Source organism: Actinorugispora endophytica (assembly GCF_004363075.1).
Classification (GTDB): Bacteria; Actinomycetota; Actinomycetes; order Streptosporangiales; family Streptosporangiaceae; genus Actinorugispora; species Actinorugispora endophytica.
In genome coordinates this window covers 199852-214247 of record NZ_SNYN01000006.1, presented here as the reverse complement: position 1 = coordinate 214247, position 14396 = coordinate 199852, and the positions used below count along the sequence as shown (strand labels likewise).

The 14396-nt window shown below is 73.5% G+C and carries 14 protein-coding genes; 5 read left to right on the top strand and 9 right to left on the bottom strand.

Going from position 1 to position 14396, the window contains the following annotated elements; genetic code table 11:
- Nucleotides 1-23 precede the first annotated feature (23 nt).
- A complete protein-coding gene (locus tag EV190_RS11250; RefSeq protein ID WP_133741452.1) occupies nucleotides 24-818 on the top strand; it encodes a nucleotidyltransferase domain-containing protein in 795 nt (264 codons plus the stop codon).
- A 26-nt stretch (nucleotides 819-844) separates the two neighbouring features.
- Here the strand turns inward: EV190_RS11250 and EV190_RS11245 are convergent, their stop codons facing one another.
- A complete protein-coding gene (locus tag EV190_RS11245) occupies nucleotides 845-1642 on the bottom strand; it encodes an SAM-dependent methyltransferase (RefSeq protein WP_208113146.1) in 798 nt (265 codons plus the stop codon).
- Between the two features lie 426 nt (nucleotides 1643-2068).
- Here EV190_RS11245 and EV190_RS11240 point away from each other — a divergent pair, with 426 nt between their 5' ends.
- From EV190_RS11240 to EV190_RS11225, 4 genes are all read left to right on the top strand, one after another.
- A complete protein-coding gene (locus EV190_RS11240; protein ID WP_133741450.1) occupies nucleotides 2069-3310 on the top strand; it encodes a CaiB/BaiF CoA transferase family protein in 1242 nt (413 codons plus the stop codon).
- A 27-nt stretch (nucleotides 3311-3337) separates the two neighbouring features.
- The gene (locus tag EV190_RS11235) at nucleotides 3338-4528 is read left to right on the top strand and encodes an acyl-CoA dehydrogenase family protein (RefSeq protein WP_133741449.1); all 1191 of its coding nucleotides are present in this window, start codon (nucleotides 3338-3340) and stop codon (nucleotides 4526-4528) included.
- A 113-nt stretch (nucleotides 4529-4641) separates the two neighbouring features.
- The gene (locus EV190_RS11230; protein ID WP_133741448.1) at nucleotides 4642-5106 is read left to right on the top strand and encodes a nitroreductase/quinone reductase family protein; all 465 of its coding nucleotides are present in this window, start codon (nucleotides 4642-4644) and stop codon (nucleotides 5104-5106) included.
- Nucleotides 5107-5372: 266 nt separating this feature from the next.
- On the top strand, nucleotides 5373-6599 hold the full coding sequence (locus tag EV190_RS11225) for a DUF418 domain-containing protein (RefSeq protein ID WP_133741447.1): 1227 nt from the start codon (nucleotides 5373-5375) through the stop codon (nucleotides 6597-6599).
- A gap of 61 nt (nucleotides 6600-6660) precedes the next feature.
- Here the strand turns inward: EV190_RS11225 and metK are convergent, their stop codons facing one another.
- From metK to EV190_RS11185, 8 genes are all read right to left on the bottom strand, one after another.
- Nucleotides 6661-7854 (bottom strand): methionine adenosyltransferase, encoded by a 1194-nt coding sequence (metK, locus tag EV190_RS11220; protein WP_133741446.1) that lies wholly within the window; start codon nucleotides 7852-7854, stop codon nucleotides 6661-6663.
- A 254-nt stretch (nucleotides 7855-8108) separates the two neighbouring features.
- On the bottom strand, nucleotides 8109-9347 hold the full coding sequence (gene coaBC, locus EV190_RS11215) for a bifunctional phosphopantothenoylcysteine decarboxylase/phosphopantothenate--cysteine ligase CoaBC (RefSeq protein ID WP_133741445.1): 1239 nt from the start codon (nucleotides 9345-9347) through the stop codon (nucleotides 8109-8111).
- A 117-nt stretch (nucleotides 9348-9464) separates the two neighbouring features.
- Nucleotides 9465-9740, bottom strand: a complete 276-nt coding sequence (rpoZ, locus tag EV190_RS11210; protein WP_133741444.1) for a DNA-directed RNA polymerase subunit omega — start codon at nucleotides 9738-9740, stop codon at nucleotides 9465-9467.
- 141 nt (nucleotides 9741-9881) lie between these two features.
- On the bottom strand, nucleotides 9882-10478 hold the full coding sequence (gene gmk / locus EV190_RS11205; protein ID WP_133741443.1) for a guanylate kinase: 597 nt from the start codon (nucleotides 10476-10478) through the stop codon (nucleotides 9882-9884).
- A 283-nt stretch (nucleotides 10479-10761) separates the two neighbouring features.
- On the bottom strand, nucleotides 10762-11085 hold the full coding sequence (gene mihF / locus EV190_RS11200) for an integration host factor, actinobacterial type (RefSeq protein ID WP_133741442.1): 324 nt from the start codon (nucleotides 11083-11085) through the stop codon (nucleotides 10762-10764).
- Nucleotides 11086-11402: 317 nt separating this feature from the next.
- Complete coding sequence (gene pyrF / locus EV190_RS11195) at nucleotides 11403-12104, bottom strand: orotidine-5'-phosphate decarboxylase (protein WP_133741441.1); 702 nt, start codon at nucleotides 12102-12104, stop codon at nucleotides 11403-11405.
- Nucleotides 12105-12469: 365 nt separating this feature from the next.
- A complete protein-coding gene (locus tag EV190_RS11190; protein WP_133741440.1) occupies nucleotides 12470-13417 on the bottom strand; it encodes a dihydroorotate dehydrogenase in 948 nt (315 codons plus the stop codon).
- 57 nt (nucleotides 13418-13474) lie between these two features.
- On the bottom strand, nucleotides 13475-14368 hold the full coding sequence (locus EV190_RS11185) for a dihydroorotate dehydrogenase electron transfer subunit (RefSeq protein WP_133741439.1): 894 nt from the start codon (nucleotides 14366-14368) through the stop codon (nucleotides 13475-13477).
- Nucleotides 14369-14396: the final 28 nt, after the last annotated feature.

Sequence of the window (14396 nt, the reverse complement as noted above, 5' to 3'; positions counted from 1 at the left end):
TGACAAGACGAGAAGAGCCGCAGATGAAACACTCCAGCCCCGAGTTCGCGCGCCTCGCCGAGCGTGGGACGATCCTGCGCTGCCAGGCCGGTTCGGGCGTGCACGGTACCGCCGTCGCCGGGCAGGGCGACCGGGACGAGATGGGGATCTGCGTCGAACCGCCGGAGTACGTGGTCGGGCTCCGCTCGTTCGAGCAGTACGTCTTCCGCACCCGGCCCGAGGGGGTTCGCTCGGGTCCGGGGGACCTGGACCTGACCGTCTACTCCCTGCGCAAATGGACCCGGCTGGCGCTGTCGGGCAACCCCACCGTGCTGCTGCCCCTGTTCGTGCCCGACGCGGAGGTCACGCGCATCGACGACCTGGGCCGGGAGCTGCGCGCCAACGCGGACCGGTTCGTCTCCCGGGAGGCCGGGCAGCGCTTCCTGGGCTACCTGCGCGCCCAGCGCGACAGCATGCTGGGCCTGCGCGGCGGGCGGCACACCAACCGCCCCGAACTCGTCGACGAGTACGGGTTCGACGTGAAGTTCGCGGGCCACATGATCCGCCTGGGCGTGCAGGGCGTGGAGCTGATGGAGACCGGCCGCGTCACGCTGCCGATGCCCGAGCCGTGGGGGGCGTGGATCCGCGACCTTCGCCAGGGCCGGTACAGCATGGAGGAGGCGCTGGCCGCCGCCGAGGAGCAGGAGAAGCGCCTGGTCGTACTGGCCGAGGACGCCGACCTGCCCCCGCACGCCGACCACGACTGGGCCAACGCGTGGCTGGTCCGGGCGTACCAGGACACCTGGCGCCGCTGGGACGCCGAGGACGCCGGGGACTGATCCGCGGCCCCGGGGGGCCGCCGGGTTCACCTCCGGCGGGCCACCCCCGCCAGCACGCCCACCCCGGTGGCGGAGACCTCGTCGTCCGGGTAGGGCCACCAGGCGAGGTCGGCCAGGCCCGGTTCCAGCAGCTCGAACGGCTCGAAGAGCGGGGACGCGAGTTCGCGGGCGTACGGGTCGGCCCGGTTCAGGGGCTGCTGGCGGATGACGAGGTGGCTGCCGGGGGCGAGCACCGAGTGCAGGACGCGCACCACGTCGTGGGCGACGACGCCGCGGGGCAGCAGGTCGGTGTCCAGCAGCGCCACCGCGGGTTCGGCCGGGTCGAGGAGGCCGCGCAGTCTCAGCCGGGCGGCGAGTTCGTCGGTGTCGGGGCGTTCGACCCGGACGACCGCGGGCCGGAACGGCGACGCCCGGCCGTGCAGCGGCACCGCTCCCCCGGTGTCGATCCGCACGACGCGGGCGTCGGCGTGGTGCTCCCGGGCGACGGCGTGGACCCCGTCGGGCGGCGGCACCCGGGAGCCGAAGTCGACGAACTGCCTTATCCCCAGGTCGGTGGCGAGGTAGCCCACGCACCGGCGCAGGAACCCGCGCTCGGCCTCCGCGATCCGGGCCGTCCGGGCGGCCGCCTCGTCCCCGGGGCCGCGCGGCACGCCGTCGCGGTAGCCGTCGAGCCGGACGACCCTCGGCCCGGGCGGGTCCGGAGGGCGGGGCCCGCCGTCGACGTGCGGTGCCCGCCACCGTTCGGTCTTGATCGCGCTCTCCCAACCGTCGGCCCGGCAGGGCACGGCCAGCGGGCCCGGACGGATCCGTCGGCGCTCGTTCACCGTGACCTCTGTCACTAGCGCCCGATGGTACCGCTTCCGTAGAAATTCATGTGTCGGGTATTTCTCAGGTTATTGACAGCCCGCCGCCTTCCGTCACGGGACTTTCGTCCCGACCGCCCCTTCCCGTCCGCCCCGTCCTCCCCGGGGCCGGAGCCGCGGCCCCGCTCCCCGGAAAGACCTGGATCACCGGGAGGAACGCACCGAAACGGTCACCCTCCGCCCCCGGTTGACACACCCTCGTGAAGGGTGGCGATACTGTCCGGAAGGCGGCCCCTCCCACCGCGGACGTCCCGCTCCACCTCCTGGCAGGGAGTCCTCCGGGTGGTGGCTCCGAGGGGTCGTCGGTCTACGACGACACCGCCGGGACCGCACGCCGGGCGGCGTGCCCGCAGTCGCGCGCCCCCACGAGACCGAGGAGGCGGACCGGTGGACACACCGCTCCCGAGAGACCCCGCGGACAGACCGCTCGCCGGAGTCACCGTCGTGGACCTGTCCCGGGTCCTGGCCGGGCCCTACGCCACGATGCTGCTGGCCGACATGGGCGCGGACGTGGTCAAGGTGGAGCACCCCGGGCACGGCGACGACACCCGCTCCTGGGGGCCGCCGTGGACCGGCGACCAGGCCGCCTACTACCTGGCGCTGAACCGGGGCAAGCGCAGCCTGGCCGTGGACCTCAAGGACCCCGACGGCCTGGCCGCGGTGCGCGCGCTGTGCGCGGACGCCGACGTGGTGGTGCAGAACTTCCGCCCCGGCGTGGCCGACCGGCTGGGTCTCGGCCACGCCGACGTCTCGAAGCTCAACCCGAGGGTCGTCTACTGCTCCATCAGCGGGTTCAGCTCCGGCCACGCGCAGCCGGGGCGCCCCGGATTCGACGTGATCGTGCAGGGCGAGAGCGGCCTGATGAGCGCCACGGGCGAGCCGGGCGGAGCGCCCACCAAGATCGGCGTCCCGATCACCGACGTGCTCACCGCCCTGAACGCCGCCGCGGCGATCTGCGGCGGGCTGGTGCGGAGCAGGGAGACCGGGCAGGGCTCGCATGTCGAGGTCTCGCTGCTCAACTCGGCGCTGTCCAGCCTGGTCAACGTCGCGCAGCGGGCTCTGGCCACCGGCAGCGAACCCGAGCGGTACGGCCGGGCCCACTCCACCATCGTGCCCTACCAGACCTTCCCCACCGGCGACGGGGAGATCATCGTCGCCGCGGGGAACGACTCGCTGTACCGGAGGCTGTGCTCCGCGCTCGACCGCCCCGACCTCGCCGAGGACCCGCGCTTCGGCACCAACCCCGACCGGGTGGCCCACCGGGGGGAGCTGGTCGCCGAGATCACCTCCGCGCTGTCGGCCAGGAGCGCCGCCGACTGGGCCCCGATCCTGACCGAGGCGGGCGTCCCGGTGGGCAGGGTGCGCGGGATCCTGGAGGCGATCCGCGCCGCGGACGCCTCCGGGGACTCCGCGACCATGACCGTGTCGCACCCCACCCTGGGCGAGCTGGAGCTGGTCCGGGCCGGGTTCCGGTTCGCCGCGCCCACGCCCGAGGCCGACGCGGCCGTGCCCGCTCCCCCGCTGCTGGGGCAGCACTCCGTCGCGGTGCTGGAGGGCCTGGGCCTGAGCCCCGAGCAGATCGCCGGGCTCGTGGAGCGCGGCGTGGTCGCCCAGCACGACGTCTCGTAGCCACCCGAACCGAACAGGAGCCGTCCGATGAGCACCCGACGCAGGCCGCCCGCCCCCGACCCCCTGGACTTCCTCTCCGTGGACTCCTCGCTCAGCCCCGAGGAGACCGACGTCCGCGACACCGTGCGCGCGTTCTGCCGCCGCGAGCTGCTGCCGGACATCGCCGACTGGTTCGAGGCCGGGACCATCCCCGACCCGCGCGGCCTGGCCCGGGCCGTGGGCGGCCTGGGCCTGTTCGGCATGCACCTGGAGGGCTACGGGTGCGCCGGGACCAGCGCGGTCGCCTACGGGCTGGCGTGCCGGGAGTTGGAGGCGGTCGACTCGGGACTGCGCAGCTTCGTCTCCGTGCAGGGCTCGCTGGCGATGGCCGCGATCCACATGTACGGCTCCGAGGAGCAGAAGACCCGGTGGCTGCCCCCGATGGCCGCCGGCGAGCTCATCGGCTGCTTCGGACTCACCGAGCCGGACTCCGGCAGCGACCCCGGCTCGATGCGCACCCGGGCCCGCCGCGACGGCCCGGACTGGGTGCTGGACGGCACCAAGACGTGGATCACCAACGGCTCCATCGCCGACGCGGCCGTGGTGTGGGCCGCCACCGACGACGGCGTCCGGGGCTTCGTGGTGCCCGCCGGCACGCCGGGGTTCACCGCCAACGTGATCCACCGCAAGCTGTCGCTGCGCGCCTCGGTCACCTCCGAGCTGGTGCTGGACGGGGTCCGCCTGCCCGAGTCCGCGCGGCTGCCGCTGGCCGAAGGGCTGGGCGCCCCGCTGTCCTGCCTGAACGAGGCCCGCTACGGGATCCTGTGGGGCGCGGTGGGCGCGGCCCGCGCCTGCTACGAGGCGGCGCTGTCGTACGCCGCGACCCGCGAGCAGTTCGGCCGCCCCATCGCGGCGTTCCAGCTCACCCAGCGCAAGCTCGCCGAGATGGTGGTGGACGTCAACCACGCCTCGCTCACCGCCCTGCACCTGGGGCGCCTCAAGGACGCGGGGGCCTGCCACCACAACCAGGTGAGCTTCGGCAAGTTCTCCAACGTGGCGGCCGCCCAGCGGGTGGCCGCCAAGGCCCGCTCGCTGCACGGGGCCAACGGCATCACCCTGGAGTACCCGGTGCTGCGGCACATGCTCAACCTGGAGACGGTCGCCACCTACGAGGGGACCGAGGAGATCCACATGCTCAGCGTCGGCCAGGCGGTGACGGGCGTCTCCGCGTTCCGCTGACGCCCGCCCGGGTGCGCGGACTCCCGGGGCGCGGCCCCCGAAGCGTTCGGGGGCCGCGCCCCGGGAGTCCGCGCACGCCCCACAATGGAGGGAGCGTGAAAGGGAGAGATGCGATGGAAAAGGGCACGAAGCGCTTTGAGACGACCCGGTTGCGGCGCACCGCCAACGCCGTCGTCGGGGGGTTCGCCAAGTACGGCTTCGGGCCGCGGGAGCTGCGTCTGCTCACCACCCGCGGCGCCAAGTCCGGCTTCCTGCGGACCACCCCGGTGAGCCTGGTGGAGAACACCGACGGCCGCTTCCTGGTCGCCCCCTACGGCGAGGTCGGCTGGGTGCGCAACATCCGCAAGGAGGGCTTCGCGACCCTGCGCCGGGGCGGTTGGATCGAGCTGGTCAGCGTCGTCGAGGTGGGTCCCGAGCGCGCGGCCCCGGTCCTGCGCGAGTACCTCGACCATCCCCGCGCGGTCGTGGTCGGCCCGTACTTCAGGTCCGGCCCCGAGTCCTCCGTCGAGGACTTCGAGGCCGAGGCCGCCGCCCATCCGGTGTTCGAGATCATGCGCAGCACCACGGTCCGGATCTGACCCTTCCCCGTCTCCGTGGTCCTCGGTGGCCGGGGCGTCCCCTGGCCGGGGGCGCCCCGGCCCGCTCGTCGGGTTCCGCGCCGAACCTCCCGGTGGTCCCGGGACGCTGTCCTCCCCTCACCCTTCGACCGGGTGCCACGGCAGGCGGCGTGGCCGCGTGTCCTTCGAAAGCATGACCCCGGGTCCCCCCTTTCGCGGACGCGCGGACGGCGGCGCGGACGCGACGATCGACTGGCACCAGTCGATCGACCGAAAGGCCCCTTTCCATGGACACCGCCCTCAGCGGCCGCCCGGGACGCGAGCCGACGGGCACGCCGTCCCCCTCCGCCCGGCTTCCACTGCTGGACGTGCTGCGCGGAGCCGCGATCCTGGGGACCCTCGCGACCAACGTGTGGCTCTTCGCGTCGCCGACGGCCGAGGTCGGCCCGCTCCTGGGCTCCGACGCGATGGCGTCGCTGGACGTCCTGGTCGCCGACCCCTCCGCCGCGAACGCGGTCGAGGGCGTCTTCCGCTTCCTGGCCAACGGCAAGTTCCTGTCCCTGCTGGCGGTCCTGTTCGGCGCGGGGGTCGCCATCCAGTACCGCTCCGCCGCGAAGCGGGGGCTGCGCTGGCCCCGCGCGTACGCGGGGCGGTCGCTGTTCCTGCTCGTCGAGGGCGCCGTGCACTTCACGCTCGTCTTCGCCTGGGACGTGCTGATGGGGTACGCCGTGACCGGGCTGCTCACCGCCTGGCTGCTCACCCGCTCCCGCGCCGTCCAGGGCGCCGTGATGGGGCTGGCGGCCGCCGCGCACGTCACGCTGATGTCCCTGGCCACCTGGGCGCTGGCCGTCGCACCGCAGGGCGCGTCCGATCCGGGTGACGTGGCCGACGTCGCGGCCGTGTACGGCGACGGCGGATACCTGGAGCAGGTGGGACTCCGGCTGGACAACCTCCTGGTGCTGCGTATGGAGCCGGTGCTCTCCTTCGGCCTGCTGCTGTTCCTGTTCCTGCTGGGGGCGCGGCTGATGCGGGCCGGGGCGTTCGGTCCCGGGGAGGCCGCGCGGCGCCTGCGCGCCCGCATGGCCGCGTGGGGGCTGGGCCTGGGGCTGCCGCTGAGCCTGGCCGCGTCGCTGGGCGGCGCCGAGCTGGTGCTCCTCGAACGCTACGTCCTCGCCCCTGTGGTGGCGGTGGGCTACATCGGCCTGATCGGCCTGGTGCTGGACCGGCTGCCGCGGACCGGTCCGGTCACCGGAGCGGTGTCCGCGCTGGGCCGCACCGCCATGACCGGCTACGTCGCGCAGAACGTGCTCTGCTCGCTGCTCTGCTACGGGTTCGGCCTGGGGCTGGCGTCCCGGCTCGCCGGGTCGGGGCCGTGGTGGGTGCTGGGCCTGTGGGCGGGGGTCTGCCTGTTCCTGCTGGCCGCGGCGTCGCTGTGGCTGCGATACTTCCCCTACGGCCCGCTGGAGTGGTTGCAGAAGTCGGTGCTGGACGCCACGGGCGGCCGCCGGAGGTGACCGGACGGCGGTGGCCCCGGTCTGTTCCAGACCGGGGCCACCGCCGTTCGCGCGTCGCGGGTCAGGCTCCCACGGCGGACTTCAGGGCCTCGGCGCGGTCGGTCCGCTCCCAGGTGAACTCCGGGAGCTCGCGGCCGAAGTGGCCGTAGGCGGCGGTCCGGGAGTAGATCGGGCGCAGCAGGTCGAGGTCGCGGATGATCGCGGCCGGACGCAGGTCGAATACCTCCTGGACGGCCTTCTCGATCACGTCGGGGGCGACCTGCTCGGTGCCGAAGGTCTCCAGGAAGACGCCGACCGGCTGGGCCTTGCCGATCGCGTAGGCGACCTGGACCTCGACGCGCTCGGCCAGGCCGGCGGCGACGATGTTCTTGGCGACCCAGCGGGTGGCGTAGGCGGCGGAGCGGTCGACCTTGGACGGGTCCTTGCCGGAGAAGGCGCCGCCGCCGTGGCGGGCGTAGCCGCCGTAGGTGTCGACGATGATCTTGCGGCCGGTCAGGCCGGCGTCGCCCATCGGGCCGCCGATCTCGAAGCGGCCGGTCGGGTTCACCAGCAGCCGGTAGTCGTCGGTCTCCAGGCCGTAGCTGGCCACGACGGGAGCGATCACGTGCTCCTTGATGTCGGGCGTCAGCAGTTCGCGCAGGTCGATGTCTGGCGCGTGCTGGCTGGAGACCACCACGGTGTCCAGGCGGACCGGGGTGTGGCCGTCGTACTCGACGGTGACCTGGGTCTTGCCGTCGGGGCGCAGGTACGGCACGGTGCCGTCGCGGCGCACCGCGGACAGCCGCTGGGACAGCGCGTGCGCGAGCTTGATCGGCAGCGGCATCAGCTCGGGCGTCTCGTTGTTGGCGTAGCCGAACATCAGCCCCTGGTCGCCCGCGCCCTGGCGGTCGAGGTCGTCGGTGCCCTCGTTCTCCCGCGTCTCGTACGCGGTGTCCACTCCCTGGGCGATGTCGGGCGACTGCGCGCCGATGGAGACCGAGACGCCGCAGGACGCTCCGTCGAAGCCCTTGGCCGAGGAGTCGTAGCCGATCTCCAGGATCTTCTCGCGGATGATGCTGGGGATGTCGACGTAGGTGGAGGTGGTCACCTCACCGGCGACGTGCACCTGGCCGGTCGTGATGAGGGTCTCCACGGCGACCCGGCTCTGGGGGTCCTCCTTGAGCATCGAGTCAAGGATCGCGTCACTGATCTGGTCCGCGATCTTGTCGGGATGGCCTTCGGTGACCGACTCGGAAGTGAAAAGGCGACGGGACACGTTGAGGGACTCCTCGCAGCGGCTGCTGGCTGACAGTTGTCGTGCCGTTCGTGCTCAGGAGGGCGCTGCAGGAGGCCCCACTGGTTCTCGACCGGCGTGGTTGGTTATCGGGTTCAACTGTAGTGGGAAGCCGGCGGGCGTCGGAGGGCGCGGGCCGGTCATCCGCGTTTCGGTACCGGCCCCGGTACGGCACGGCCGACCTGGGCAGGATCTACGTAGCCTACTGGTTCGGGGCGCGGCCCCGGGCACCGCGGCTACCGGTCGGTACCGGCGGCTCCGGCGCCGGCGCCGAGACGCTCGGCCACCAGGTCCCACACCCGGTCGGCCAGGCCCTCCTTGGGTCCGTACGGGATCTCCGTCGCGGAGCCGTCCGCGCCGAGCACGACCGCCTGGTTGTCGGCCGTCCCGAACGCCCTGCCGTCCCCGACCTGGTTGACCACGAGCAGGTCGCAGCCCTTGCGGCGGAGCTTGTCCCGGCCGTTCTCCAGCACGTTGTCGGTCTCGGCGGCGAAGCCCGCGACGATCTGTCCGGGACGCGCGCGCTTCCCGCTGATCTCGGCCAGGATGTCGGGGTTCTCCACGAGCGTGATCGGCGCGGGCCCGGCCCCGGTCTTCTTGATCTTGCCCGCCGCCACGGTGTCGGGGCGGAAGTCCGCGACGGCGGCGGCCATGACCACCGCGTCGGCCTCCGCCGCGGCGCCGAGCACCGCCTCGCGCAGCTCCAGCGCGGAGGTGACCGGGCGCACGTCGGCGCCCGCCGGAGCGGGCAGCGCCACGTTCGCCGAGACGAGGGTGACCCGGGCGCCCCGGGCCACGGCGGTGGCCGCCAGCGCGTACCCCTGCAGCCCCGACGAGCGGTTGCCCAGGAAGCGGACCGGGTCCAGGGCCTCGCGGGTGCCCCCCGCGGAGACCACCACGCGCCGCCCCGCCAGGTCGGCGTGGAGGCCGCCGCGCGCCAGCACCCGGCGCGCGGCGGCGAACAGCTCGGCGGGGTCGGGCAGCCGCCCCTTGCCGGTGTCGGCGCCGGTGAGCCGGCCGGAGGCGGGCTCCAGCACGATCGCGCCGCGCGAGCGCAGCGTGGCGACGTTGGCCCGGGTGGCGGGGTGCTCCCACATCTCGGTGTGCATGGCGGGGGCGAACACCACCGGGCACCGCGCGGTGAGCAGGGTGTTGGTGAGCAGGTCGTCGGCCAGTCCGTGGGCGGCCCTGGCCAGCAGGTCGGCGGTGGCCGGGGCCACGAACACCAGGTCGGCGTGCTGGCCGATGCGGACGTGCGGGACCTCGTGCACGGAGTCCCAGACGCCCGCGGCGACGGGCTGCCCGGACAGCGCGGCCCAGGTGGGCTCGCCCACGAAGCGCAGGGCGTCGGCGGTGGGGACCACCCGGACCCGGTGCCCCGACTCGGTGAGGCGGCGCAGGAGCTCGCAGACCTTGTAGGCGGCGATCCCCCCGCCAACGCCGAGGACGACCTCGGGTGTGTGTTCGGCTGTCATCGGCGGCGTGCCCCTTACTCCTGCGGGGCCGCCCCGTCGCGGCCCCGTCCCGACGGTAGCGAAGCGGTTCCGGAGCACCCCGCACCGCCCCGTGGGACGCGGCTTCCCGTCGGCTGCCTAGCGGTCGTTCGGGTTGTCGACCGGTTCGGCGGTCAGCAGGCGCTCCCGGACCTCGCGCAGGGCGATGGACAGGGACTTCTCCTGGACCTGGGTCTCCACGAGCGGGCCCACGTACTCCAGCAGGCCCTCGCCCAGCTGGGCGTAGTAGGCGTTGATCTGCCTGGCGCGCTTGGACGCCATGGTGACGAGGCTGTACTTGCTGTCGACGACCTGCAGGAGTTCGTCGATCGGCGGGTTGGTGATGCCTTCGGCGACGGGCGGTGTACCGGCCAAGGTGCGTACCCCTAGGTGGTCAGTCGGCTCCGCGGTGGACGCGGGGCCGTGGGATGAGAACGGGTGGGGCGAAGGCCGCCGCCGCGGGAAGAACCGGCGCCGGAGCGCCGTGCGGGCGGTCACGCCCCTCGCGCCAGGTCCCTACAGGGACGGCGCGACTATCAAACCTAGCAGCTCATCGCAGACTTCGCGCACCGACGTGTTGACGAGCGTGGTGTCGAACTCCTTCTCCGCCGCCAGCTCGACGCGGGCGGTGTCCAGGCGGCGCTGCACGACCTCGGGCGACTCGGTGCCGCGTCCGGTGAGCCTGCGCACCAGCTCCTCCCAGGACGGCGGGGCGAGGAAGACCAGGCACGCCTCGGGCATGTTGGCGCGCACCTGGCGCGCGCCCTGGAGTTCGATCTCCAGCAGCACGGGCTTTCCCGCGTCCAGCCGCCGGACGACCGGCGCGCGCGGGGTGCCGTAGCGGTTCCCCGCGAACTCGGCCCACTCCAGCAGCTCGTTCCCGGCGACGAGGCGGTCGAACTCGGCGTCGTCGACGAAGTGGTACTCGACCCCGTCGGTCTCCCCCGGTCTGGGCCGGCGCGTGGTGGCCGAGACCGACAGCCACACCTCGGGGTAGCGGCGGCGCAGCTCCTTGACGACGGTGCTCTTGCCCACTCCGGACGGCCCCGAAAGGACCGTGAGCCGCTTCGGCTGGCTGGATCGGCTCTCGCCGGCTCCGGACTCGACAGGCACTGGCTCTCAGACTCCCAGACCCCGCCCCCGGCGGGTTGGACGATGGTCCACGGCCGCGTCGCGGGCCCGTGGGATGAATCTTTTTATACCAGCTCAACGCGGACCGGCCCGCCGGTGCTCGGGGCACCGACGGGCCGGTTCGTCGAAACTCCGCCGGGAAAGCGCTCCCAGTGGGGCCGCGCGGGGATCCTGGGACCCCTCCGCGCCCCCCGGGGGGCTCTACCCGACGGTCACACTCCGGGACGACGTTGGCGCGCGCACCGCGCGCCGGGCCGCACCTGAACTACTTGGCACCGCCGCCGAACTCGCTTTCCAGCGCCGCGCGCTGGTTGTTGCCCAGGCCGCGGACGCGCCGCGACTCAGCGATGTTGAGGCGCTCCATGATCTGCTTGGCGCGGACCTTGCCGACGCCGGGGAGCGACTCCAGCAGAGCGGAGACCTTCATCTTGCCGATGACGTCATCGGTCTGTCCGTCTTTGAGGACGTCGGTCAGCGAGATGCCGCCGTGCTTCAGGCGGTTCTTGACCTCCGCACGCTCTTTTCTGGCCTTTGCGGCCTTCTCAAGAGCTGCGGCGCGCTGTTCAGGAGTGAGGGGAGGAAGGGCCACGCCGGGTCACCTCGGTTTTCTCTAGTTTTTGGAGGGCGGACGCCTGCGCAAGTTAGTAGGTTCCGGCCTCTTCGGCAACGCAAAGTGGCTTTTCAAGCGCTATTTCATCCAAGGAATTACGCACCGTCTCCACTTGACCACAGAGAGGCGCGAAATTCAGGACTTTGTTTCCGGCCAGCAGCCCGAACAGCGACGGAGTCACACAAGCGCCGGAGCAGTGAGCTTCGACACACCTTCTGCTCTTTCCGCTGTTTCGGACGAACAATTTCTCAACCGGCCAAAGCCCATAAATAGCGCTTGTCGGACGAGTCCGCCACTCAGGCCGTCGTCGCCTCGGCCCGGCGCAGCGCGGCGGCGATGGAGGCGGCCGCCGCGCCCGGGTCCGCGGCGCCGGTGATCGGGCGACCGATCACCAGCAGGTCCGCGCCCGCCGCGAGCGCCTCCTCCGGTGTGGCGACCCGCGCCTGGTCCCCCTTCGCGGAGCCCGCGGGACGGACCCCGGGGGTGATCATCGTGATGTCCGGCCCCACCTCGGCCCGCAGCGAGGCCACCTCGTGCGGCGAGCAGACCAGCGCCCGCGCGCCCGCCGCCACCGAGAGCGCGGCGAGCCTGCGCGCCGCGTCCGACGCGGGTCCGCGCATGCCCACCGCCTCCAGCGCCTGCTCGTCGAGCGAGGTCAGAACGGTGACGGCCGCGATCCTGGTGTCGGGGGCGGCCTCCACGGCGGCGCGGATCATGTCGGTGCCGCCGGCGGCGTGCACGGTCAGGATGCCCGGCTTGAGCCTGGCCACCGCGCGGGCCGCGCCCGCGACCGTGGCGGGGATGTCGTGCAGCTTCAGGTCGAGGAAGAGCGAGACCCTGCTGGCCCCGCGCATGGTCGCGATGACCTCGGGGCCGTACCTCAGGTACAGCTCCAGCCCCACCTTGAGCGTGCTGACGTGCGGTGCGACCGCCGAGGCCCAGCGGGCGGCGGTCTCGATGTCGGGCGCGTCGATGGCGACGGCGATGGGTGCGGCCACGATGCTTCTCCTTCGTGTCACTGTTGGACGGATCGCGTGCTCCCGCCCGGCGGGCGGGAGCCGTGTGGGGACAGTCCGCCGCTGTTCGCGGCGCACCCGCCGTTCCCGTGGGTTCCCCCCTACGGGCCGATCATGCCCGGGAAACGGGCGGGCATCCCCCGCCGCGGCCACCGGAGTGCCCCGGCGGGCGCGACAGGGTCGCACAAAGCCCCCAAATGGCCGCAAGCGGCCCAGATGACCTCCACCCATAACGGACAGGTCACCCGACGGCTCCAATTCGGCACAGGCCGCCTCAGCGCGCCTCCCCGACGCCCCGGGCGCGGCCCCGGCGGTGCGGCGGCGCGCCGGCGCGCGCAGGCCCGCGCTCATCCGCGCACCGCCGCGCCCGGGGCGCGGTGCGCCGCGCCGACCAGCGAGGCGACCCGCTCCACGCCGCGCTCGACCAGCGCCTGCTCCAGCTCGCGCAGGACGCGCACGCACGCCGAGGGGTCGTGGAAGATCGCGGTGCCCACGGCCACGGCGCCGGCCCCGGCCAGCAGGAACTCCAGGGCGTCGGCCCCGGTGCGCACCCCGCCCATCCCGATGACGGGCACCTCCGGCAGCGCCGCGTGCACCTCGTACACGCACGCCAGGGCGATCGGGCGGATGGCCGGGCCGGAGAGGCCGCCCGGTCCCCCGGCCACCGCCGGGCGCATCGTGTCGACGTCGATGGCCATCCCGCGCACGGTGTTGATCATGGCCAGGCCGTCGGCTCCGGCCTCGACGCAGACCCGGGCCAGGCCCACCAGGTCGGGCACGTCCGGGGAGAGCTTGGCGAACACCGGGATGTCGGGCCGGGCCTCCGCGCGCACGGCGCGCACCACCCGGGCCGCGGCCTCGGGGTCGTGCGCGAAGTGCCGCCCCCTGCGGGCCAGGTCGGGGCTGGACAGGTTCACCTCGATCATGGCCACGCCCGGAGCCTCGGACAGCCGCCGGGCGAGCTCGGCGTACTCCCCGGGCCCGCCGCCCGCCACCGACACCGCCGCGCGGGCCCCTCGCGAGAGCAGCCACGGCAGGTCGCGCTGGAGGAACACCTCGATCCCCGGCCCCTGCAGACCGACCGCGCTGAGCATCCCGCTGGGCGTCTCGGCGATCCGGGGCGCCGGACGCCCGGCCCGCGGCTCCAGCATCACCGACTTGGTGACGACCGCGCCGATCCGGGCGATGTCGAAGAACTGCGCCAGCTCGCGGCCGGACCCGGCGCACCCGGCCGCCGTCATCACGGGGTTCACCAGTTCCAGTTCGCCCAGCCGGACCCGCAGATCGGGGATCATCGCCGTCCTCTTCCTCGTCGTGCCGCGCCCACCGGGACGCTCCGGACAGGGTCCGGCTCAGCCCGCCTCGCGGACCGGGCTCTCCTCGTCTCCGCGCGCCTTCCAGCCCGGCGCGCCCAGGGCGTCGAAGGGGATCGTCCCGACGTCGTCGAAGCGCACCCGCTCGCCCCGGAACACCGGGCCGTCCACGCAGGAGCGCGCCATCCGGGTGATGCCGTCCCCGCCCACCACCGGGACCACGCAGGACATGCAGACCCCGGTGCCGCAGGCCATGGTCTCCTCGACCGACACCTGGACCGGGATGTCGTGCCGCGCCGCCAGCGCGGTGACCTCGCGCAGCATCGGCATCGGCCCGCACGCGTACACCACGTCCGAGCGCGCGTCCTCGATCACCTGCCCGAGCGCGTCGGTGACCCGGCCCCGCACGCCGAACGAGCCGTCGTCGGTGGTGAAGGTCGCGGTTTCGGCGACCCGGCGCGCGGTGATCGCGCCGAACACCTGCCCCGCCGAGGCCGCGCCCAGCACCAGGTCCACCCGGCAGCCGCGCCTGCGCAGCGCGTGCGCGAGCGGGAACAACGGCGCGCTGCCGTACCCTCCTCCGACCAGGACGCAGTTGACCGGGTCGCGCGGGAGCGGGAACGGCTTTCCGAGGGGGCCGATGATGTCCAGCAGGTCACGCGAGCGCCGCTCGGCCAGCCAGGCGGTGCCCCTGCCGCGCACCGCGAACAGGAACTCCACGGTGCCGCCGTAGTCCGGTTTGACGTCGTGGATGGCGAAAGCCCGGCGCAGCAGCATGCTGGACTGCTCACCGCCGACCGCCACCGCGATGAACTGCCCCGAGCGGAACCTCTCGGCGATGCCCGGGGCGACCACCGTGATGGCGTGGTAGGCGTCCACCTGCCGCACCGTCAGCACCGGGCTGCTCATCTGCACAGGCCGGAAGTCATTCACCCCTGGGGTCCCCTCGATCCTCGCCGCC